Here is a 20,715-nt window from a genome sequence, read left to right on the forward strand (position 1 = left end):
TGGTCTCGGGCGGAGCCGGTCGCGCGGCAGGGGCGTTTGCGAGAGCAGCGATCGCTCCATTGCTACCGTGAGACGCATGTCGGTTCAGCTTCTCGGCGCGTCTGAGATCCGCGTCCTCGCGGCCGAGCTCGATCTCACGCCAACTAAGAAGCTCGGGCAGAACTTCGTCGTCGACGCGAACACCGTGCGCAGGATCGTGCAGGTCGCGGGCGTCGAACCGGGCGAGCGCGTCGTCGAGGTCGGGCCCGGACTCGGCTCGCTCACCCTCGCGATCCTCGAGGCCGGGGCATCCGTCACCGCCGTCGAGATCGACCACCGTCTGGCCGAGAAGCTGCCCGAGACGGCCGCCGCCCACGGTGTGGAGGACGGCGCGCTCACGGTCGTCGATGCCGACGCATTGCGCGTGACCGCGCTGCCGGGCGCCCCGACCGTGCTCGTGGCGAACCTGCCGTACAACGTATCGGTGCCCGTGCTGCTGCATTTCCTCGAGACGTTCCCCGCGATCGAGCGCGGCGTGGTGATGGTGCAGGCCGAGGTGGGGGAGCGGCTCGCCGCACCGCCCGGGTCGAAGGTCTACGGCGCGCCGAGTGCGAAGGCCGCCTGGTACGGCCCATGGCGCCTCGCCGGCACGGTGTCGCGGCACGTCTTCTGGCCCGTGCCGAACGTCGACAGCGTGCTCGTCGCGTTCCGGCGCGACCCGGAGCCACGCGGAAGCGAGGAGGAGCGCCGTCGCACGTTCCGCATCGTCGACGCAGCCTTCCAGCAGCGGCGGAAGATGCTCCGGCAGGCGCTCGCGGGTGTGCTGGGGGGGACGGCGGCCGAGGCATCCGCCGTGCTCGAGAAGGCGGATGTCGCGCCCACCGCCCGCGGCGAGGAGCTCTCCATCGGCGATTTCCAGCGGATCGCGCAGGTGGCCGCTCGCTCGACCTGACTCCAGGGATTCATCGGGGATTCACCGCGTCTTTCCGGGCCCCTCGGATTCGGCAGACCTAAAATTGACGGAGTCCCGGACGATCACGGGGCGGGGAGAGTTCGATGCGCACCGCCGAGCATGCGGCACCCGAGCGCACGCTGTTGCACATCAGTGACACCCATCTTCGCGGGCCCGGACCGCGGCTGTTCGACAGTGTCGACGGCGCCGCCAACCTGGCCCGCGCGCTCGACGCGATCGAGGCGTCGGGCGTGGCTCCCGACGCGATCGTCTTCACCGGCGACCTCGCCGATCTCGGCGAGCCGAGCGCCTACCAGGACCTCCGCAGTCTCGTCGAGCCGTTCGCCGAGCGGATCGGCGCGCGCGTGCTGTGGGTCATGGGCAATCACGACGACCGCGCGGCGTTCCGCCGGGGTCTCTTCGGCGAAGACAGGGGCGCCGGCGACCTGCTGCGTCCGTTCGACCGTGTCGACGAGCTCGACGGCCTGCGCGTCATCACCCTCGACACCACCGTGCCAGGGCATCACCACGGCGAGGTGACCGACGAGCAGCTCGAGTGGCTCGCCGCGGAGCTCGCGACGCCCGCGCCGCTCGGCACGATCCTGGCGATGCACCACCCGCCGATCCCGAGCGTCCTCGCACTCGCGGCGAGCGTCGAGCTGCGAGACCAGTCACGCCTCGCGCGCGTGCTGCGCGGCACCGACGTGCGCGCGATCATCGCGGGCCACCTGCACTACTCGACGTTCGCGACGTTCGCGGGGATCCCCGTCTCGGTCGCGTCGTCGACGTGCTACGCGCAGGACCTGACAGTCCCCGTCGGCGGAACGCGGCCGCAGGACGGCGCGCAGGCGTTCAACCTCGTGCACGTGTATGACGACACGCTCGTCCACTCGGTCGTGCCGCTCGACGCGCCCAAGCCGCTCGAGCACATCGACGCCGCCGAGGCTCAGCGCCGGCTGCGCGTCGCGGGCATCGCCGACGTCAGCCGCGCGTCGAGGGATGCGCCGACCGAGCCGATTCCCGTCCTGCGCTGAGGTCGGCGCGCTCCCAGGGGGCGCGCACCGGGAACATCCGGTCCAGCACGGCCCGCAGGGCCCGCACGCGGAGCTCCTCGGGCACGTCCTGCTCGGTGCCGCCGTCATTCAGGCAGAACATGTCGATGTCGCGCCGCTCGGCGAGGCGCTCCATCTTGCGCAGCTGGCCCGTCGTCGTGGTCTGCACGTACTGCACGCGCGGCTGCGTCGTGGCCACGGCGCGTCCGGTCATGAGCGCGTAATAGTGGTACAGGCTGTTCGTCACCGAGATGTCGGTCGCGGACCGGAACCGCGTGGCGGCGGTGCGCGCGAAGTCCTCGGCGAACTCGCGCTCGAGCTCAGCCAGGACGCTGCGGCGCAGCGGCGCGGCGCAGTGCTCGAGGTCACGGGTGATCGTGCGCCCGAACCGCTCGCGCAGGAGCGCGCGGTTGACGCGCAGCGCGTTGTCGTGACCGCTGCGGTGGGCGGCGGGCTCGCCCGTGCCGATGCGCACGCCGGACTCGACGAACTTCGTGACGCCCGCGGGCGTGAAGAAGAGCTCGGGCTCGACAGGCCGACCGAAGAACATGTCGTCGTTCGAATACAGGAAGTGCTCGGCGATGCCGGGGATCCGGTGCAGCTGCGCCTCGACCGCGTGCGAGTTGTGGGTCGGCAGCGTCGACGGGTCGGCGAAGAACTCCTCGCTTCGCACGATGCGGATGCGCGGATGCTCCGTGAGCCACCCCGGAACGGGGGAGTCGGTCGCGATGTGGATGCGCCGCACCCACGGGGCGTACATGTACACGCTCCGCAGCGCGTACCGCAGTTCGTCGACGTGCCGGTAGCGGGCGGGGGAGTCGTCGCCCTCGCCGACGACGTACTCGGCGAGGGCGGCGGCGCGCTGCCGCTGGAATTCGCTCGTCGAGCCGTCGACCCACGAGAAGACGATGTCGACGTCGCCGCGGAACTCCTTGGGGAGCGGGTCGAACATGCCCTCGATCGTGCGCCACACGCGTCCGTGCTGCTCCACCGTCGTGAAGCCCACGTCCTCGGCGGGCGTCTGGCGGCGCATGAGGACGTTCTCGTCGGGCGCCTCCACGAGGACCTCGCCGAAGCGCCAGAACTCGACGCGCGCGGCGAGGGACGCCCCGTACCGCAGCGTGCGCCGCGGAGTGATGCGGGGCCGGTACACGCGGACCGCGAACGGATCGCTGCTCAGGGGCGCGGCATCCGCCGCCAGCACAGGCGGCCGCCGCTTGCCCTTGACGTAGAAGGGGTCGTGAGCGAGCGAACGCAGCGCGGCGAACGCGTCTTCGCGACGGTCGAGATCGACCACGATCGCGGGCGTCGAGCGGTCGCGACGGATGAGCAGCAGCGGAACATCGGCGGCGTCGAACGCATCCGCGACCGCGAGCAGGTCGTCGATGCGCGCCCGCCATCCGGGGACGTCGTCGTGCACGAGGTGCAGGAGCCCGCGGTCGAGCACGACGTCCGGCCTCGTGAGCAGGTCGTCTGCGGGTTCGCGGCGAGTGGGGAGTGCGGACAATCTCACCATCGCGGCTTCCTCCTCTCTGTCTTGACGGATGCCTCCCGCCAGGGTCGGCGGATCGACACCCTAGTCAGCCGGTGTTTCGCCGGCGTTTCCGGTCGTGGTCGGGGACCAGCGTGTACCGTCGCGAGACGTCGTTCGACCCCGTCGCCGCGGGGGGTCGCGCGCGCTAGCCTGACAGGATGACCGACGCACCGCGCTTCCGGCCCGACGTCCTCGACATCCACCGTCCCTTTTCCGCAGCCGGAGATCGGTACTCGGTCGCCGACTATCGCCAGGTGGGGGCGTCTGGTCTCTATCTTCCTCCGATTTCGCTCGGACTGTGGTGGAACTTCGGTGACAACATCCCGCTCGACGACCAGCGGGCGCTGCTGCGGCACGCGTTCGATAGGGGGATCACGCACTTCGACCTCGCGAACAACTACGGGCCGCCGTACGGTTCGGCCGAGAAGAACTTCGGCCGCATCTTCGCGGAGGACTTCCGCCCGTATCGCGACGAGCTGATCATCTCGTCGAAGGCGGGGTGGGACATGTGGCCGGGGCCGTACGGCGACTTCGCGTCGCGCAAGTACATCCTCGCCAGCGCCGACCAGTCGCTCACGCGCATGGGGCTCGACCACGTCGACATCTTCTACTCGCACCGCGCCGACCCGGTCACCCCGATCGAAGAGACGGTCGGCGCCCTCGACACGCTCGTACGGCAGGGCAAGGCCCTCTACGTGGGCATCTCGTCCTACAGCGCGCAGCGCACCGCCGTGGCGGCCGCGTGCGCGCGGTCGATGGGCACGCCCCTGGTCATCCACCAGCCTGCCTACTCGATTCTGAACCGGTGGATCGAGGACGGCCTGACGGGGCTGCTGAAGAAGGAGGGCCTCGGCGCGATCGCCTTCACACCCCTCGCCCAAGGGCTGCTCACGAGCCGGTATCTCCAGGACGGCACGGCGCAGCGCGCTCAGCAGCGGTCGTCTCTCCCGGGCGGCCGACTGAGCGACAGGGCCCTGTCGGCCCTGCGCAGCCTCGATGTCGTCGCGAAGGAGCGCGGGCAGACGCTCGCCCAGCTGGCGATCCAGTGGGTGCTGCGCGAGCCGGTCGTGGCATCCGCCCTCATCGGCGCATCGCGGCCCGAGCAGCTCGACGAGAACCTCGCCGCTCTCGACGGCCCCGCCTTCACGACCGAGGAGCTCGAGCAGATCGACGCGGCGGCCGACAGCATCGACGTGGATCTCTGGGCGGAGTCGACCGAGCTGTGAGCGAGGCGCTCGCGACGGAGCGCGTCCACGCGAGGGCGCCGGGCAAGCTGAACCTCTTCTTCGAGGTCGGCGCGGTGCAGGACGACGGCTACCACGACGTCGCCTCCGCGTATCAGGCCGTGTCGCTGTTCGAGGAGGTGTGGGCGGAGCCCTCGCCCGAGTTCACGGTGTCGGTCAGCGGCACGGTCGACGTAGCGGGCGTGCCCGCCGACGACCGCAACCTCGCGCTGCGCGCGGCGCGGCTCGTGGCCAAGGAGCTCGGGCACGAGGGCGGCGTGCACCTCGAGATCGTCAAGCGCGTGCCGGTCGCGGGGGGCATGGGCGGAGGGTCGGCGGATGCCGCGGCCGCACTCGTCGCGTGCGACGCGCTGTGGGGCGGCGAGCTCGGCTCCGCGCATCTGCAGCGGCTCGGCGCGAAGCTCGGGGCGGACGTGCCCTTCGCGCTCATGGGCGGCACGGCGATCGGCACCGGACGCGGCGACCGCCTGAGCCCCGCGCTCGCCCAGGGGCGCTTCGACTGGGTCGTCGTGCCCTTCGAGGGCGGCCTGTCGACGCCGGAGGTCTACCGGCACCTCGACGCGCTGCGCGAAGGGCCTGACATCGCCCCGCCGCTGCGCGGCCCGTCGGTCGACACCGCCGTGCTGCACGCGCTGCGCGCGGGAGACCCCGTTGCGCTCGCGCAGTGCGTGCGCAACGACCTGCAGTCCGCCGCGCTGTCGCTGCAGCCCGAGCTGCGCGAGACGCTCGAGCTCGGTGAGAGCGCGGGTGCGCTCGCCGGGATGGTGTCGGGATCGGGTCCGACCGTCGCGTTCCTCACGCTCGGCTCCGAGGCGGCGCTCGACCTGCAGGTCTCGCTCACCGCGGCGGGCTACAACGCCCTCCACGTGCACGGCCCGGTACCGGGGGCGCGCGTCGTCGGGTGAGCGCCCGCGGCGGTGGCCGACCCGGGCCCCCCGGGAGGGCGTCAGCGGATCAGCGGCCGAAGAGCGACGCGAACAGGCCTCTGCGCTCGGCGGGTGCGGCGTCGTGACCTTGGCAGCGAGCGGATGCGGGCACGCCGGCGAGTGCCGACTCGACGTGCTGTCCGCAGCCGGTCCAGGTGGCCTTGCCGCACGTGGTGCAGGTGATCTTCTGACACATGATGGGTCTCCGTGGGTCGATCAGGGGTGGGTGGTTCGGCTCAGGCGAGCGCCATGAAGAGCTTCTCGAGCTCCTCGACGGTGAGGCCTTCGGCATCGGCCGCGGCATCCGGGTCGAGCACGCAGTCCCGCATCGCTGCCGAGACGATGGCGAAGCCCGCGCGGTCGAGCGCGCTCGACACCGCCGAGAGCTGGGTGACGATGTCGCGGCAGGATCCGCCGGACTCGATCGCGCCGATCACGGCGGTGAGCTGGCCCTGGGCGCGCCGCAGGCGGTGGGAGATGCGCTTGCGCGTGGCCGCCTGCTCTTCGGGTGTTCCGGTGATCATCATGCGAGGACTCCCTCGGTCTGGACGATGCGGTCGATCTCGGCGCCGTGCCACTGGCGCAGGGTCTGGATGCCGCCCGAGAGCGAGGCCGAGTCGAACCCGGCGCCCACGAGCACGCGGTGCGCGATGTTGGCGCGCACACCGGCGGCGCACAGCACTCGGACGGGACGGCCGGACGCGGCATCCGTCACCTCGTCGAGGCGGTCCCGCAGCTCGGTGTGCGGGATGTTGAGCGCACCCGGGATGTGCCCGGTCGCGAACTCGGCGCGCGTGCGCACGTCGAGTACGAGCGCGTCGGCGGCGACCTGCTCGACCTCGTCGGCGTACCACAAGCGGAGACGCCCGTTGAGGACGTTCTCGGCGACCATGCCGACGAGGTTGACGGCGTCCTTCGCCTGGCCGTAGATCGGCGAGTACGCGAGGTCGAGGTCGATGAGGTCGGGAGCGGCGAGGCCGGCGCGCAGCGCGGTGGCGAGCACGTCGATGCGCTTGTCGACGCCCTCGACGCCGACCGCCTGAGCGCCCAGAAGGCGCCCGTCGGACGCGGCGATGTGCACGACGAGGTGCATCGGCGCGGCGCCGGGGAAGTAGCCGGCGTGCTGGTTCGGGTGCAGGTGCAGGGTCCGGTACTCGATCTCGGCGGCATCGAGCGACGCGCGATTCGCGCCGGTCATTGCGGCGGTCAGCTCGCCGACCCGGATGATGGCGGTGCCCGCGGCGGAGGGGATGGGCCGCGCGCCGGTCATGCCGAAGATGTCGTCGGCGATGAGGCGGCCCGCGCGATTCGCGGGCCCGGCGAGCGCGACCGGGCGGGAGACGCCGGTGACGGCATCCGTCGACAGCGTCGCGTCACCCGCGGCCCACACGCGCTCCGCCGACGTGCGGCCGCGCGCGTCGACGACGATCGCGCCGCGCACCGTCTGGATGCCGGCCGACTCGGCGAAGGCCGTGTCGGGCCGCACGCCGACGGAGAGCACGACGAGGTCGGCGTCGATCGCGGTTCCGTCCGAGAGGACGACGGATGCCGCATCCGGCCGGTCATCGATCCGATCGGCTGCCACGCCGTCGTGCACGCCGATGCCGAGGCGGACCAGTTCGTCGCGCACGAGCGTGGCGAGCTCCCGCTCGAGAGGGGGCAGGACGTGCGGGGCGAGCTCGACGACGTCGACGGCCAGGCCCGCGGCGCGCAGCGACTCGGCGGCCTCGAGGCCGATGAAGCCGGCGCCGAGCACCACGGCGCGCTGGGCGCCGGATTCGACGCCGTCTCGCAGGGCGACCGCGTCGCCGACCGTGCGCAGGGTGTGCACCCGTGGGGAGTCGAGTCCCACCAGCGGCGGACGCACGGGCGCCGCGCCGGGGGCGAGCACCAGCGCGTCGTACGCGATCGTGACAGGACCCTCGGGCGAGCTCGCGGTCACCGTGCGCGTGGTCGTGTCGATCGCGACGACCTCGTGGCCGGTGCGCACGTCCAGGTTGAGCGAGGCTCGCAGCGTCTCGGGCGTGTGCAGCAGGAGGGCGGATGCGTCCTCGATCTCGCCGCCCACGTAGTAGGGCAGGCCGCAGTTCGCGAACGACACCTCGGGCCCGCGCTCGAGCACGATGATCTCGGCCGACTCGTCATGCCGCCGCGCGCGGGCGGCGGTGCTCATGCCGGCTGCGACTCCGCCGACGATCACGATGCGCATCTGTCTCTCCTCCTATACCCCTAGGGGTATCCACGGGCTTGAGATCAAGATACCCCCAGGGGTATAGGAACGCAAATCGGGATCCGGCTTGGGGGTGCATCGAATCCCGCCATCCGACCCCCTGTGTCGTAGGGGTCCGGTACCGTGGGGAAACCCTGACACCGACCCGAAGGCGACGAACGCGTGATCGAATTCGCCGATGTCACGAAGCGGTTCCCCGACGGCACGGTCGCCGTCGAAGGGTTCAGCATCGTGATGCCCGCGCGGCGCACCACGGTGCTGGTCGGGTCGTCCGGAAGCGGCAAGACCACGCTGCTGCGAATGATCAACCGCATGGTCGATCCCACCTCCGGCACCGTCTCGATCGACGGCGAAGACGTCGCAGGGCGCGACCCCGTGCGCCTGCGGCGCAGCATCGGCTACGTCATGCAGAACTCGGGCCTCATGCCGCACTTCACGGTGGCCGAGAACATCGCCACGGTTCCCGTGCTCGAAGGCACCTCACGGCGTGAGGCGCGCAGCCGTGCGCTCGAGCTCATGCGGACGGTGGGCCTCGACGAGAGCATGGCCGACCGCTATCCGAGCCAGCTCTCGGGCGGTCAGCAGCAGCGCGTCGGCGTCGCGCGCGGGCTCGCCGCCGACCCGAACATCCTCCTGATGGACGAGCCCTTCGGCGCTGTCGACCCGATCGTGCGGTCCGAGCTGCAGCAGGAGGTCATCCGCCTGCAGCGCGAGCTCGACAAGACCGTCGTGTTCGTGACGCACGACATCGACGAGGCCTTCCTCCTGGGCGATCAGGTGGTGATCCTCGAGACGGGGGCGCACATCGCGCAGGTGGGCAGTCCGAGCGAGATCATCGAGGACCCGGCATCCGGGTTCGTCGAGTCCTTCATCGGCGCCGACCGAGGCCGACGCGCGCTGCGCCTCAAGCAGACGGCGCGCGGCACGGTCGTCGTCGACACCGACGGGCGCACGCAGGGTGCGCTGGTGTCAGAGGCGGATGCCCCGTGAGCTGGGTGCTCGACAACCTCGACCTCATCTGGTCGCTCACGCTCGTCCACCTGCGGCAGAGCCTCATCCCGATCGTGCTCGGCTTCGTGATCTCGCTGCCGCTCGGGTGGGTCGCGTGGCGCTTCCGCCTGCTGCGCAGCCCGGTCGTCATCGTAACGGGGCTCCTCTACACGATCCCGTCGCTGGCTCTGCTCGCGATCCTGCCCGGGATCATCGGCGTGCCCGCGTTCTCCGAGGTGAACCTGATCCTCGCGCTCACGATCTACGCCGTCGCGCTGCTCGTGCGCTCGGTCGTGGACGGGTTCGACTCCGTCGACGCCGACGTGCGCCTCGCCGCCGTCGCGATGGGCTTCGGCGGACCCCGGCGATTCTTCGCCGTCGACCTGCCGCTCGCAGGTCCCGTGCTGCTCGCGGGTCTCCGCGTCACCGCCGCGAGCACGATCGCCCTCGCCACCGTCGGCGTGCTCGTGGGCGTCACCAACCTCGGGTACCTCTTCACGAACGGTCTGCAGCGGCGAATCGTCGCGGAGGTGTTCGCAGGCATGGTCGCCGTCGCGGTCATCGCGCTCGTCGTCGATCTCGCGCTCGTGGCGCTGGGCCGTGCACTCATGCCGTGGCTGCGCACGATGGCGCGGCGGCGGCGCGGCATCCGGATCGGGCTCGAAGCAGGGGCGACGACGTGAACCTCTTCCTCGACGCCTTCGCGTGGCTCTTCTCGCCCGAGCGGCTCGAGGGGCCGACGGCCATCCCGGTCGCGCTCGCACAGCACCTCGCGTACACCGCGATCTCGGTGCTCGTCGCCGCGGCGATCGCGGTGCCGCTCGGGTGGCTCATCGGCCACACGGGGCGCGGGCGCGACATCGCGGTCGCGGTCTCGGGTGCGGCGCGCGCGATCCCTTCGTTCGGGCTGCTCGTGCTGCTCGTGATGCTCATCGGCGTGCTGCACAAGCCCGAGGCGGCGGTCATCAGCTACGTGCTGCTCGCGATCCCGTCGATCCTCGCCGGCGCGTACGCGGGGTTCGAGGCGATCGACCGCGACGTCATCGGCGCGTCGCGCGCGATCGGCATGACGCCGTGGCAGGTGCTGTGGCGCGTCGAGGTGCCGCTCGGCCTGCCGCTGCTCGTCGCCGGGCTGCGGGCAGCGACGCTGCAGGTCGTGGCGACGGTCACGATCGGCGCGTACGTCGGCCTCGGCGGGCTCGGGCAGTACATCATCGCCGGCATCCCGCTGCGCCGCTACGACATGGTGCTCGGCGGCGCGCTCCTCGTCGCGGCGCTCGCCCTCGTGCTCGACGGGCTCTTCGCGCTGACGCAGCGCGCCGTCGTGCCGCGGGGCGTGCGCGCGAGTCGCGCGGCGGGTCCCGGTGCGCCCGGCTCCTCCGCAGGCGCGGCGGCCGCGGCATCCGACACCCGGCCCGTCGACCGCAGTCCCGTCCTCACGTGAGTTCCGAAGTCCCCACCAGAAGGAGATCCCCCATGTTCACACGCAAGAAGTCCCGGACCGCCGGCGCACTGCTGGCGGGCACGGTCGCGGCCCTGGTGCTCGCGGGCTGTTCGTCCAGCGATCCGCTCGACCCCGGTGCCGGCGGCGGCGACGACACGGATGCCCCGAGCGACACCATCGTCGTCGGGTCGCAGGCGTACTACTCGAACGAGATCATCGCCGAGATCTACGCCCAGGCGCTCGAGAACGCCGGCTTCGAGGTCGAGCGCCAGTTCAACATCGGCCAGCGCGACGCCTACATCCCGGCGCTCGAGAACGGCGAGGTCGACCTGTTCCCCGAGTACAGCGGCAACCTGCTGCAGTTCTTCGACCCCGAGACGACCGCGCGCACGTCCGAAGACGTGTACGCGGCGCTGCCCGACGCCCTTCCCGAGGGGCTCGTGGTGCTCGATCAGTCGACGGCGAGCGACCAGGACTCGTACACCGTCACGGCGGCGTTCGCCGAGCAGTACGACCTGGCGGCGATCCCCGACCTCGCGAATGTCACCGAGCCGCTCACGCTCGGCGGCCCGCCTGAGCTCGCCGAGCGGCCGTACGGCCCGACCGGTCTGCTCGAGACGTACGGCATCGAGGTGGAGTTCACCCCCACGGGTGACACGACCGTGGAAGACCTCGTCGCAGGGACGGTCAACGTCGCGAACGTGTTCACCGCCGACCCGCGCATCCAGACCGAGGATCTCGTCGTGCTCGACGACCCCGAGGGCCTGTTCCTCGCGTCGAACGTCGTGCCGGTGGCGAACGCCGACATCGCGGATCAGATCTCCGAGGTGATCAACGCCGTGAGCGCAGCGCTCACGCCCGAGGGCCTCGTCGCCCTCAACGTGCAGAGCACGCAGGACCAGCTCTCGGCCGAAGACATCGCGTCGCAGTGGCTGGAGGAGAACGGGCTCGTCTGACGCGCGGGCACGACTGACGACACACCCCGGAGGGGCGCCCGCCTACCCTGGATGGGCGCCTCTTCGGGGACCGGCAGTGCCCGTAGGCGCCGCCGAATCGCGGACAGGAGCATGAACATGAGCGAACGAGCGACGGCCCTGGTCGCGAGCGAGGACGACCGCGCGGCGTTCCGCGCCGGCCCCGTCGACGAGCAGTCCCAGGAGCGACTGGCGGCTGGCGGCCTCGCGTATCGGAGGGTGCCGGTCGACAGCGACGCGTTCGCACCGTGGCTGCAGTCCGTCGCACGTGGGTTCCAGGATTCCGAGCGCAGCGACGAGCACGTCGCGTCCTCGCGCGAGCGGTCGGCCTACCGCCGGCTGACGGGTGTCTACGACCCGGCATCGCCCGTGTCGGAGGCGCCCGTCGCGACGATCGCATCGTGGATCGGCGAGCTCACTGTGCCGGGCGGCGCCGTGATCCCGTCGTGCGCGATCACGGCGGTCACGGTGGCGCCGACGCACCGCCGCCGCGGCATCGCACGCGCGATGCTCGAGGGCGAGCTCCGGTCGGCCCACGCGGCGGGCATCCCGATGGCGATGCTCACCGTCAGCGAGTCGACCCTGTACGGGCGCTACGGCTTCGCACCGGCGGCCGCGAGCGCCACGTGGCGCATCGAGACGCGGCGAGCGGGATGGATCGGGCCGCTCCCCGAAGGACGCGTCGATTTCATCCCGCGCCAGCGCTTCCGCGAGCTCGCACCGGATCTGCACGACCGCGCGCGGCGGCTCGTGGCGGGCGAGATCGACGTCCCGCCGGGCCACTGGGATCAGATGTCGGGCACGACGCCGGTCGCCGAGAAGGCGGGCGAGAAGCGTGCGGTCCAGTACACGGATGCCGTCGGCGAGGTTCGCGGTGTGGCGATCTACGCGGTGCACGAGAACCACGACGACTTCACGAAGGCGAAGGTCTCGGTCCACTACCTGCTCGCCGAGACCGCCGACGCGTACGCCGCACTGTGGCGCTTCCTGCTCGAGCTCGACCTCGTCGGCGAGGTCAGCGCGCACGAGCTGTCGGTCGAGGAGCCCCTCTGGTGGATGATCGCCGATCAGCGCGCCGCGACCATCACGCTTCGCGACCACCAGTACGTGCGCATCCTCGACGTCGTCGCCGCACTCGAGACGCGACGCTTCGGGGCGGCCGGGCGGCTGCTCCTCGACGTGTCCGACACGCTCGGCTTCACTCACGGCGCCTTCGTGCTCGACGTCGACGCGGACGGCGTCGGCCGGGTGACCCCGGTCCAGCCCGACGCCGAGCCGGATGACGCTCTCGTGGTGCGCCTCGGGATCACCGAGCTGTCGGCGGTGTACCTCGGCGGCGTCTCACTCGCGACGCTGCACCGCGCCGGCAGGGTGACGACCGACGATCCCGTCGCGGCCGCTCGCGTCTTCTCGTGGCACACGCCGCCTCGTCTGAGCTTCTGGTACTGACCGGCGGCACGCCGATCGCAGAGGAGGCGAGAGCAGCGGCGTGCGGACCGCCGCGTCGTGTCGCCTAGCCTGGAGCGGACATGGCACATCTTCTCGGGGCCGAGGCCCTGCACCTGGAGTTCCCCACGAAGGTCGTCTTCGACGGCGTCTCGCTCGGCGTCGAAGAGGGCGACCGCATCGGCATCGTCGGGCGCAACGGCGACGGCAAGTCGAGCCTGCTCGCGATGCTCGCGGGGCGCCTCGAGCCCGATTCCGGACGCGTCACGATGCGCGGGGGAGTGCGCGTCGGAGTTCTCGACCAGTCCGACACGCTCGACGACTCGCTGACCGTGCGCGAGGCGGTGGTCGGCGATCGCGCGGAGCACGAGTGGGCGGGCGACGCGAGGGTCCGCGACGTCATCGCCGGGCTGCTCGACGGGATCGCGTGGGACGGTCCAGTGACCGACCTCTCCGGCGGCCAGCGCCGCCGGGTCTCGCTCGCCGCCCTCCTCACGCGCGACGACGACGTGCTCTTCCTCGACGAGCCGACCAACCACCTCGATGTCGAGGCGATCGCGTGGCTGGCGTCCCACCTCAAGCGCCGGTGGGCGGCGACCGTCGGCGGTCTGCTCGTCGTGACCCACGACCGCTGGTTCCTCGACGAGGTCTGCACCAGGACGTGGGAGGTGCACGACCGCATCGTCGAGCCGTTCGACGGCGGCTACGCGGCCTACATCCTCCAGCGCGTCGAGCGCGACCGGCAAGCGGCCGCGATCGAGGCCCGGCGCCAGAACCTCGCCCGGAAGGAGCTCGCGTGGCTGCGCCGAGGCGCACCGGCGCGCACGTCCAAGCCCAGGTTCCGCATCGAGGCCGCGAACGCGCTCATCGCCGACGTGCCGGAGATCCGCGACAAGACCGAGCTGCAGTCGCTCGCCGTGACGCGTCTCGGCAAGGACGTCGTGGACCTCCTCGACGTGTCGGTGACGTACGACTCGACCGAGGTGCTCCACGACGTGGAGTGGCGTCTCGCGCCTGGTGAGCGCACCGGCATCCTCGGCGTCAACGGAGCCGGCAAGTCGACGCTGCTCGGGCTCATCTCGGGTGACGTCCTCCCGACGGCGGGCCGCGTCAAGCGCGGAAAGACCGTCAAGGTCGCGACGCTCACGCAGCGCCTCGACGAGCTCGAGGACCATCTCGACGACCCCGTGCGCGTCGTCGTCTCGCGCCTGCGCACGACCTACACGTTCGGCACGGGCTCCAAGGCGCAGGAGCTCACCCCCGGACAGCTCCTCGAGCGCATGGGCTTCGCGAGCGCGCAACTGGCCACGCCGGTCAAGGATCTCTCCGGCGGCCAGAAGCGGCGTCTGCAGCTCCTGCTGATCCTCCTCGAGCAGCCCAACGTCCTGATCCTCGACGAGCCGACGAACGACCTCGACACCGACATGCTCGCCGCGCTCGAAGACCTCCTCGACTCGTGGGCCGGCACCCTCATCGTCGTCTCGCACGATCGCTACTTCATCGAGCGTGTGACCGACCAGCAGTACGCGATCCTCGGCGGGCGCCTGCGGCACCTCCCCGGCGGCGTCGACGAGTACCTGCGTCTGCGCGCCCGGTCGTCGAGCGAGCGCAGCGAGACGAAACGCAGCGGCGAGACGGATGCCGCGGCATCCGCCTCGCCCGTCTCGACCGGTCTCACGGGCGCAGAGCTGCGTGCCGCACAGAAGGAGCTCGCGGGGCTCGAGCGCCGTCTCGAGCGGCTCGAGAAGGAGATCGACGCCGCGCGCGTCGCGCTGGCCGATCGCGACCAGTCCGACTACGTCGCTCTCAGCGCCGAGATGGAGCGGATCGGAGCGCTCGAGTCCGAGCGCGACGAGGTCGAGGCGCGCTGGTACGAGCTGAGCGAGCAGACCGGCTGACGTGGTCTGCCGCCGGGGGAGCGGGGCGGGGTCATTCGGCCGTGTCGAAGCTCAGGCTCAGTTTGCGCAGCAGCGACGCGAGGCGCTCCCGATCCGCGCGTGAGAGCGCGTCGAGCAGCAGCGCCTCCGCGTCGACGAGTCGCGTGATGGCGGCGTCGACGCGCGTGCGACCGTCGTCGGTGAGGATCACGAGGATGCTGCGCCCGTCATCGGGGTCGGCCTCGCGCCGCACAAGACGCCGGCCCACGAGGCGGTCGATGCGGTTCGTCATGGTGCCGCTCGAGACGAGCGTCTGCTGCAGGAGCTGCTTGGGGCTGAGCTGGAAGGGCTCGCCCGCGCGGCGCAGCGCCGACAGCACGTCCCACTCCCACGGCTCGAGCTCGCTGCGGTGGAACGCGTCGCGCCTAGCGCGGTCGAGGTGGCGCGACAGGCGGTCGACGCGCGAGAGGACTTCCAGGGGCGAGAAGTCGAGGTCGGGACGCTGGCGGGTCCACGCGCTGACGATCCGGTCGACCTCGTCCGTCTCCTTCGGCATACCCCCATTGTTCCGGGGATTGGGGCGGGATTCCGACGTTGGGGCGCACGAAACGCGCCCCAACCCACGGAATCCGCCCCGAACCGCGTCTCGCGAGCCGACCCGCGGAGGGTGGCACAGGCGCCGTCTGGCAGACTTGACGAGGCGCGCCTCCGGCACCGGAGGAGCGCGATCCGCCGTGGTGTAATGGCAGCACGACAGCCTTTGGAGCTGTGAGGTCCAGGTTCGAGTCCTGGCGGCGGAGCATGGAGAACACCGCATCGTCGCTCGCCGTGATCGTCCTCGCCGCGGGCCAGGGCACGCGCATGAAGTCCCGCACGCCGAAGGTCCTGCACGGCATCGGCGGCAGGCCGCTCGTCGCGCATGTGCTCGACGCCGCGCACGCCCTGTCGCCCGAGCGCGTCGTCGTCGTCGTGCGCCACGAGCGCGAGGCGGTCGCGTCCGCGATCAGCGAGCTCGACCCCGCCGCGGTCGTCGTCGACCAGGACGAGATCCCCGGCACGGGACGTGCCGTCGAGGTGGCGCTCCCCGTCCTCGACGGATTCGCAGGAGACGTGCTCGTGCTGAGCGGCGACGTCCCGCTCCTCGAGCCCTCGACGCTCGCCGACCTCGTCGCGACCCACCGCGCGCGCCGCGCGGCCGTGACGCTGCTGAGCGCGGTCGTCGGCGATCCATCGGGCTACGGCCGGGTCATCCGTGACGACTCGGGCGACGTCCGCCGCATCGTCGAGCAGAAGGACGCGACCGACGACGAGGCATCCGTCAGCGAGATCAACGCCGGCGTGTACGTGTTCCGCGTCGACGCGCTGCGCACGCATCTGCCGCGCCTCGACTCCGCCAACGCGCAGGGCGAGCGCTACCTCACCGACGTCGTGGGTCTCGCGCGCGGCGAGGGCGAGGTCGTGTCGGTCCAGCAGGCGCCGGATGCCGCGGCCGCGCTCGGCGTGAACGACCGAGCCCAGCTCGCCGAGGCCGCGCGAATCCTCAACCAGCGCATCGTGCGCCGGTGGCAGCTCGAGGGCGTGACGATCCAGGATCCCGCCACGACGTGGATCGACGTGACGGCGACGCTCGCCCCCGACGTGGTGGTCCTTCCCAACACGCACATCCTCCGGTCGACGACGGTCGCGACGGGTGCCGTGATCGGCCCTGACACGACGCTGGTCGACTGCGAGGTGGGCGAGCAGGCGACCGTGCGCCGGGCGGACGCGACCCTCGCCGTCATCGGCGCGGGCGCGAGCGTCGGGCCCTTCGCGTACCTGCGCCCGGGCACGTACCTCGGCGACAAGGGGAAGATCGGCACGTTCGTCGAGACGAAGAACTCCACGATCGGCGAGCGCAGCAAGGTGCCGCACCTGTCGTACATCGGCGATACCACGATCGGCACGGGGGTGAACCTCGGCGCCGGTGCGATCACCGCGAACTACGACGATCTCGCCAAGCACCGCACCGAGATCGGCGACGAGGTGCACAGCGGGTCGCACAACGTCTTCGTCGCGCCCGTTAGGATCGGAGACGGAGCGAAGACCGGGGCGGGGGCCGTGATCCGCAAGGATGTCCCCGCTGGCGCCCTGGCCTTGAGCGTGTCACCCCAGCGCAACATCGAGGGGTGGGTCGAGAAGAACAGACCGGGAACCGCGGCGGCCGAAGTGGCGGCCAAGGCCCGAAGCGCACAGAAGGCGGACGATGGGGCGCAAGAACAAGACGGTTGACCTCGATCGAGAGCACGACATCGCCCCAGGGCTCGTCGCGAAGACCAAGAAGCGCCTCGTCGTCGCATCCGGTCGATCTCATCCCGAGCTTGCGAGCCAGGTCGCGAAGGCGCTGGGCACCGAGCTCGTCCCCACCGAGTACCGCACGTTCGCATCGGGTGAGATCCTGACCCGGTTCGAGGTCTCGATCCGCGGGTGCGACATGTTCCTCATCCAGTCGTTCGGCCAGCCGGTGAACGAGTGGATGATGGAGCTGCTCATCATGCTCGACGCGGCGAAGCGGGCGTCCGCCAAGCGAATCACCGTCGTGGCGCCGTACTTCCCGTACTCCCGGCAGGACAAGAAGGGCCGCGGCCGCGAGCCGATCAGCGCGCGCCTCGTCGCCGACCTGCTCAAGACGGCCGGCGCCGATCGCGTCATGAGCGTCGATCTGCACGCGGCGCAGGTGCAGGGCTTCTTCGACGGGCCGGTCGACCACCTCTTCGCCAAGCCGGTGCTGCTCGAGTACTTCCAGCGCACCCTGACCGAAGAGGATCGTGCGAAGCTCACGGTCGTTTCGCCCGACACGGGGCGTGTGCGCGTCGCCGACACGTGGTCCGACAGCCTCGGCGCCCCGCTCGCGATCATCCACAAGCGCCGCGACCCGAACGTCGCCAACCAGGTCACCGTCAACGAGATCGTCGGCCGCGTCAATGGCCGGGTGTGCCTGCTCGTCGACGACATGATCGACACGGGCGGCACGATCGTGAAGGCGGCGGAGGCCCTCAAAGCGAACGGCGCCGAGCGCGTGATCGTCGCGGCGACGCATCCGGTCTTCAGCGATCCCGCGTCCGAGCGCCTGCAGAGCGATTCGATCGACGAGGTCGTCGTGACCGACACGATCCCCATCCCGCTCGACAAGCGCTTCCCGAGCCTCACGATTCTTCCGATCGCCCCGCTGCTGGCGCGCGCGATCAAGGAGGTCTTCGAAGACGGCTCGGTCACGCGCATGTTCGACGGAGCCGCCTGACCCCACCGTCCCGCGCGCGAGGAGCCGCCATGGCAGAGCAGAGCAGCACCGCGGGTACCCTCAGCATCGCACCCGAGCGGCCGTACGCGCTGCCGGTCGACGACGTCGCCGAGGCGCTTGGAACAGGTTTGGAAGGCCTGTCGTCGGCAGCCGCCGCCGACCGGCTCGAAGAGCACGGCCCGAATCTGCTGCCCGAGCCGAAGCGCAAGCCCGCGATTCTCCGCTTCCTCGCACACTTCAACGACACGCTGATCTACATCCTGCTCGGCGCGGCCGCGGTCAAGGCGATCATGCAGGACTGGCTCGACTTCTGGGTCATCATGTCGGTCGCCATCATCAACGCGGTGATCGGCTACGTGCAGGAAGGCCGCGCCGAGAAGGCGCTCGCCGGCATCCGCGGCATGCTGTCGGCCGATGCGAGCGCGCGCCGCGACGGACGCTGGGTCACCGTCGTCGCTGCCGACCTCGTTCCCGGAGATGTCGTCCGGCTCGCGCCGGGCGACAAGGTGCCCGCCGACCTGCGGCTGTTCCAGTCGTTCCAGCTGCGGATCGACGAGTCCGCCCTGACGGGCGAGTCGGTGCCGGCCTCGAAGTCGGTGGATCCGGTCGCGGCGGATGCCGGGGTCGGCGACCGCGCGTCGATGGCGTTCTCAGGCACGATCGTCGCCGCGGGCCAGGGGCGCGGCATCGTGACCGGCACGGGGGCTTCGACCGAGATCGGCAAGATCCAGAGCCTCGTCGGAGAGGCGGGTTCGCTCGACACCCCTCTCACGAAGCAGCTCGCCGGGTTCGGGCGCGTGCTGACGCTCGTGATCCTCGGCATGGCCGTCGTCATGCTCGCGATCGGCCGGTTCCTGCACGGCATGCCGTTCGGCGAGCTCATCTCCGCCACGGTCGGCTTCGCCGTCGCGGCGATCCCCGAAGGGCTTCCCGCGCTCGTGACGATCACGCTCGCGATCGGCGTCCAGCAGATGGCCAAGCGCCACGCGATCACGCGCAAGCTGCCCGCCGTCGAGGCGCTGGGTTCGGTCACCACCGTGTGCTCCGACAAGACCGGCACCCTCACTCGGAATGAAATGACCGTGCGGCGCATCGTCACGCGCGTCCGGGCGTACGGCGTCTCGGGGCTCGGGTACGATCCGCGCGGCGAGATCACACCCGACGGAAGCGAAGGGGCGGATGCTCCCGAGCGCCCCGCACCCGATCTTGCGGCGATCCTCGCCGTGGCGACTCTGTGCAACGACGCCCACATCGTGCGCGACGCGCCGGCGGCCCAGGATGTCGCCGACACCTCCGCGGGGCGCTGGTCGCTCGTCGGAGAGCCGACGGAGGGGGCGCTCAAGGTCGTCGCGATGAAGGGCGGCGTCACGAGCGAGGGCACACGCCGCGTGGGAGTGCTGCCGTTCGACTCGGCCAACAAGCTCATGGCGACAGTGAACGAGTCCGCCGACCACTCCCGCGCGATCCTCGTCAAGGGCGCGCCCGACCGCCTGCTCGAGCGGTCCTCGGGCCAGCGGGGCGCTTCCGGCACGGAGCCGCTCGATCTCGCGCTGTGGGGGAGCACGATCGACGAGCTCAGCGCGCAGGGGCTCCGGGTGCTCGCGGCGGCTCGTCGCCCCGTCGCGCCGCCGGTCGACCATGTGGACCTCGACGACCTTCACGACCTCGAGTTCCTCGGCGTGTGGGGCATCCTCGATCCGCCTCGGCCGGAGGCGATCGACGCGATCGCGGACTGCCACACCGCCGGCATCCGGGTCAAGATGATCACCGGCGACCACGCCGGGACAGCCCTCGCGATCAGCCGGGAGATGGGGCTCGTCCCCGACGGCGAGGACGTGCACGTGATCACGGGCACCGAGCTCGAGGGGCTGTCGCAGGAGCAGCTCAAGGAGGTCGTGCGCGAGGTCGACGTCTACGCGCGCACGAGCCCCGAGCACAAGATCCGCATCGTGCGCGCGCTGCAGGCCCACGACGAGGTCGTGGCGATGACGGGCGACGGCGTCAACGACGCACCGGCTCTCACGCGCGCGAACGTGGGCATCGCGATGGGCATCAAGGGCACCGAGGCCACGAAGGAGGCGGCCGAGATCGTCCTCGCCGACGACAACTTCGCGACGATCCGCAGCGCGATCCGCGAGGGCCGCCGCATCTACGACAACCTCCGCAAGTCGATCGTCTTCCTGCTGCCGACCAACGGCGCGCAGTCGCTCGTGATCCTCGTCGCCGTCGTCCTGGGCATCGCCCTGCCGCTCACGCCCGTCCAGGTGCTGTGGGTCAACATGGTGACCGCCGTCACGCTGTCGCTCGCGCTCGCGTACGAGCCCGGTGAGAAGGGCATCATGCGGCGCCCGCCGCGGCCGCCGGGCGGCTCGATCATCAACCTGCGCGAGCTCGGCTTCGTGCTCATCGTGTCGCTGCTCATCGGCGGCGCCACGCTCGGCGTGTTCTACAGCGTCGTCGCCGCCGGCACCGACATCCCGTACGCGCGCACCGAGGCCGTCGCGATGCTCGCGCTCGGCCAGCTCGCGTACCTGTTCAACTGCCGGTTCCTCACGCGCTCGAGCATCACGTTCGACGTGTTCCGCGGCAACCGGGTCGTGTGGTGGTCCGCCCTCGCGCTCATCGTGCTGCAGCTCGTCTACACGTACGCGCCGTTCATGAACGACCTGTTCGACTCGCGTCCGCTCACGCTCCAGTCGTGGCTGCTTCCGCTCGGCTTGTCCGTCGTCCTGTTCTTCGCGATCGAGCTGCTGAAGCTCATTCGCCGCCGCCGAAGCCGCTCGTAGCCGG

Annotated in this window: 18 protein-coding genes and 1 tRNA gene; 14 read left to right on the forward strand and 5 right to left on the reverse strand. The window is 71.1% G+C overall.

Features of this window, described 5'->3' with window-relative positions; genetic code table 11:
• Positions 1-76 precede the first annotated feature (76 nt).
• Together rsmA and BJ991_RS08960 are read left to right on the forward strand one after the other, a co-directional pair.
• Positions 77-931: a 16S rRNA (adenine(1518)-N(6)/adenine(1519)-N(6))-dimethyltransferase RsmA gene (gene rsmA, locus BJ991_RS08955; RefSeq protein ID WP_179489318.1), complete on the forward strand. Its 855-nt coding sequence runs from the start codon at positions 77-79 to the stop codon at positions 929-931.
• A gap of 104 nt (positions 932-1,035) precedes the next feature.
• Entirely contained in the window at positions 1,036-1,965 is a 930-nt protein-coding gene (locus BJ991_RS08960) for a phosphodiesterase (protein WP_179489320.1), read from the forward strand.
• Here BJ991_RS08960 and BJ991_RS08965 read toward each other — a convergent pair.
• Positions 1,913-3,499 (reverse strand): stealth conserved region 3 domain-containing protein, encoded by a 1,587-nt coding sequence (locus tag BJ991_RS08965; protein ID WP_179489322.1) that lies wholly within the window; start codon positions 3,497-3,499, stop codon positions 1,913-1,915. The two genes, BJ991_RS08960 and BJ991_RS08965, sit on opposite strands and share 53 nt — an antisense overlap.
• A 176-nt stretch (positions 3,500-3,675) precedes the next feature.
• Here BJ991_RS08965 and BJ991_RS08970 point away from each other — a divergent pair, with 176 nt between their 5' ends.
• Together BJ991_RS08970 and BJ991_RS08975 are read left to right on the forward strand one after the other, a co-directional pair.
• Positions 3,676-4,743: an aldo/keto reductase gene (locus BJ991_RS08970; RefSeq protein WP_179489324.1), complete on the forward strand. Its 1,068-nt coding sequence runs from the start codon at positions 3,676-3,678 to the stop codon at positions 4,741-4,743.
• Entirely contained in the window at positions 4,740-5,666 is a 927-nt protein-coding gene (locus BJ991_RS08975; RefSeq protein WP_179489326.1) for a 4-(cytidine 5'-diphospho)-2-C-methyl-D-erythritol kinase, read from the forward strand. The genes BJ991_RS08970 and BJ991_RS08975 overlap by 4 nt, the downstream gene beginning before the upstream one ends.
• A gap of 49 nt (positions 5,667-5,715) precedes the next feature.
• Here BJ991_RS08975 and BJ991_RS08980 read toward each other — a convergent pair whose 3' ends face one another.
• From BJ991_RS08980 to BJ991_RS08990, 3 genes are read right to left on the reverse strand one after another with little or no spacing between them, the layout of a single operon-like run.
• The gene (locus BJ991_RS08980; RefSeq protein ID WP_179489328.1) at positions 5,716-5,883 is read right to left on the reverse strand and encodes a hypothetical protein; all 168 of its coding nucleotides are present in this window, start codon (positions 5,881-5,883) and stop codon (positions 5,716-5,718) included.
• A gap of 40 nt (positions 5,884-5,923) precedes the next feature.
• Positions 5,924-6,211: a metal-sensitive transcriptional regulator gene (locus BJ991_RS08985; RefSeq protein WP_425487546.1), complete on the reverse strand. Its 288-nt coding sequence runs from the start codon at positions 6,209-6,211 to the stop codon at positions 5,924-5,926.
• A complete protein-coding gene (locus BJ991_RS08990; RefSeq protein WP_179489332.1) occupies positions 6,211-7,896 on the reverse strand; it encodes an FAD-dependent oxidoreductase in 1,686 nt (561 codons plus the stop codon). Before BJ991_RS08990 ends, BJ991_RS08985 begins: the two co-directional genes overlap by 1 nt.
• A 183-nt stretch (positions 7,897-8,079) precedes the next feature.
• On the opposite strand from BJ991_RS08990, the gene BJ991_RS08995 reads away from it, so the two are divergent.
• From BJ991_RS08995 to BJ991_RS09020, 6 genes are all read left to right on the forward strand, one after another.
• On the forward strand, positions 8,080-8,907 hold the full coding sequence (locus BJ991_RS08995) for an ATP-binding cassette domain-containing protein (RefSeq protein WP_179489334.1): 828 nt from the start codon (positions 8,080-8,082) through the stop codon (positions 8,905-8,907).
• Positions 8,904-9,590, forward strand: coding sequence for an ABC transporter permease subunit (locus BJ991_RS09000; RefSeq protein WP_179489336.1), 687 nt, complete (start codon positions 8,904-8,906; stop codon positions 9,588-9,590). Before BJ991_RS08995 ends, BJ991_RS09000 begins: the two co-directional genes overlap by 4 nt.
• On the forward strand, positions 9,587-10,351 hold the full coding sequence (locus BJ991_RS09005) for an ABC transporter permease subunit (RefSeq protein ID WP_179492644.1): 765 nt from the start codon (positions 9,587-9,589) through the stop codon (positions 10,349-10,351). Before BJ991_RS09000 ends, BJ991_RS09005 begins: the two co-directional genes overlap by 4 nt.
• A 32-nt stretch (positions 10,352-10,383) precedes the next feature.
• On the forward strand, positions 10,384-11,307 hold the full coding sequence (locus BJ991_RS09010; RefSeq protein ID WP_179489338.1) for an ABC transporter substrate-binding protein: 924 nt from the start codon (positions 10,384-10,386) through the stop codon (positions 11,305-11,307).
• A 117-nt stretch (positions 11,308-11,424) separates the two neighbouring features.
• The gene (locus tag BJ991_RS09015; protein ID WP_246301063.1) at positions 11,425-12,774 is read left to right on the forward strand and encodes a GNAT family N-acetyltransferase; all 1,350 of its coding nucleotides are present in this window, start codon (positions 11,425-11,427) and stop codon (positions 12,772-12,774) included.
• 80 nt (positions 12,775-12,854) lie between these two features.
• Positions 12,855-14,669, forward strand: a complete 1,815-nt coding sequence (locus BJ991_RS09020; RefSeq protein WP_179489342.1) for an ABC-F family ATP-binding cassette domain-containing protein — start codon at positions 12,855-12,857, stop codon at positions 14,667-14,669.
• Positions 14,670-14,700: 31 nt separating this feature from the next.
• On the opposite strand, the gene BJ991_RS09025 is transcribed toward BJ991_RS09020, so the two are convergent.
• Entirely contained in the window at positions 14,701-15,204 is a 504-nt protein-coding gene (locus tag BJ991_RS09025; protein ID WP_179489344.1) for a MarR family winged helix-turn-helix transcriptional regulator, read from the reverse strand.
• A gap of 172 nt (positions 15,205-15,376) precedes the next feature.
• On the opposite strand from BJ991_RS09025, the gene BJ991_RS09030 reads away from it, so the two are divergent.
• From BJ991_RS09030 to BJ991_RS09045, 4 genes are all read left to right on the forward strand, one after another.
• Positions 15,377-15,448: transfer RNA gene (locus BJ991_RS09030), tRNA-Gln, on the forward strand.
• Position 15,449: 1 nt separating this feature from the next.
• Positions 15,450-16,916, forward strand: coding sequence for a bifunctional UDP-N-acetylglucosamine diphosphorylase/glucosamine-1-phosphate N-acetyltransferase GlmU (glmU, locus tag BJ991_RS09035; protein WP_179489346.1), 1,467 nt, complete (start codon positions 15,450-15,452; stop codon positions 16,914-16,916).
• On the forward strand, positions 16,891-17,925 hold the full coding sequence (locus BJ991_RS09040) for a ribose-phosphate diphosphokinase (RefSeq protein ID WP_179489348.1): 1,035 nt from the start codon (positions 16,891-16,893) through the stop codon (positions 17,923-17,925). Before glmU ends, BJ991_RS09040 begins: the two co-directional genes overlap by 26 nt.
• A 29-nt stretch (positions 17,926-17,954) precedes the next feature.
• Positions 17,955-20,711: a cation-translocating P-type ATPase gene (locus tag BJ991_RS09045; protein ID WP_179489350.1), complete on the forward strand. Its 2,757-nt coding sequence runs from the start codon at positions 17,955-17,957 to the stop codon at positions 20,709-20,711.
• Positions 20,712-20,715: the final 4 nt, after the last annotated feature.

The organism is Microbacterium immunditiarum (genome assembly GCF_013409785.1).
Lineage (GTDB): Bacteria > Actinomycetota > Actinomycetes > Actinomycetales > Microbacteriaceae > Microbacterium > Microbacterium immunditiarum.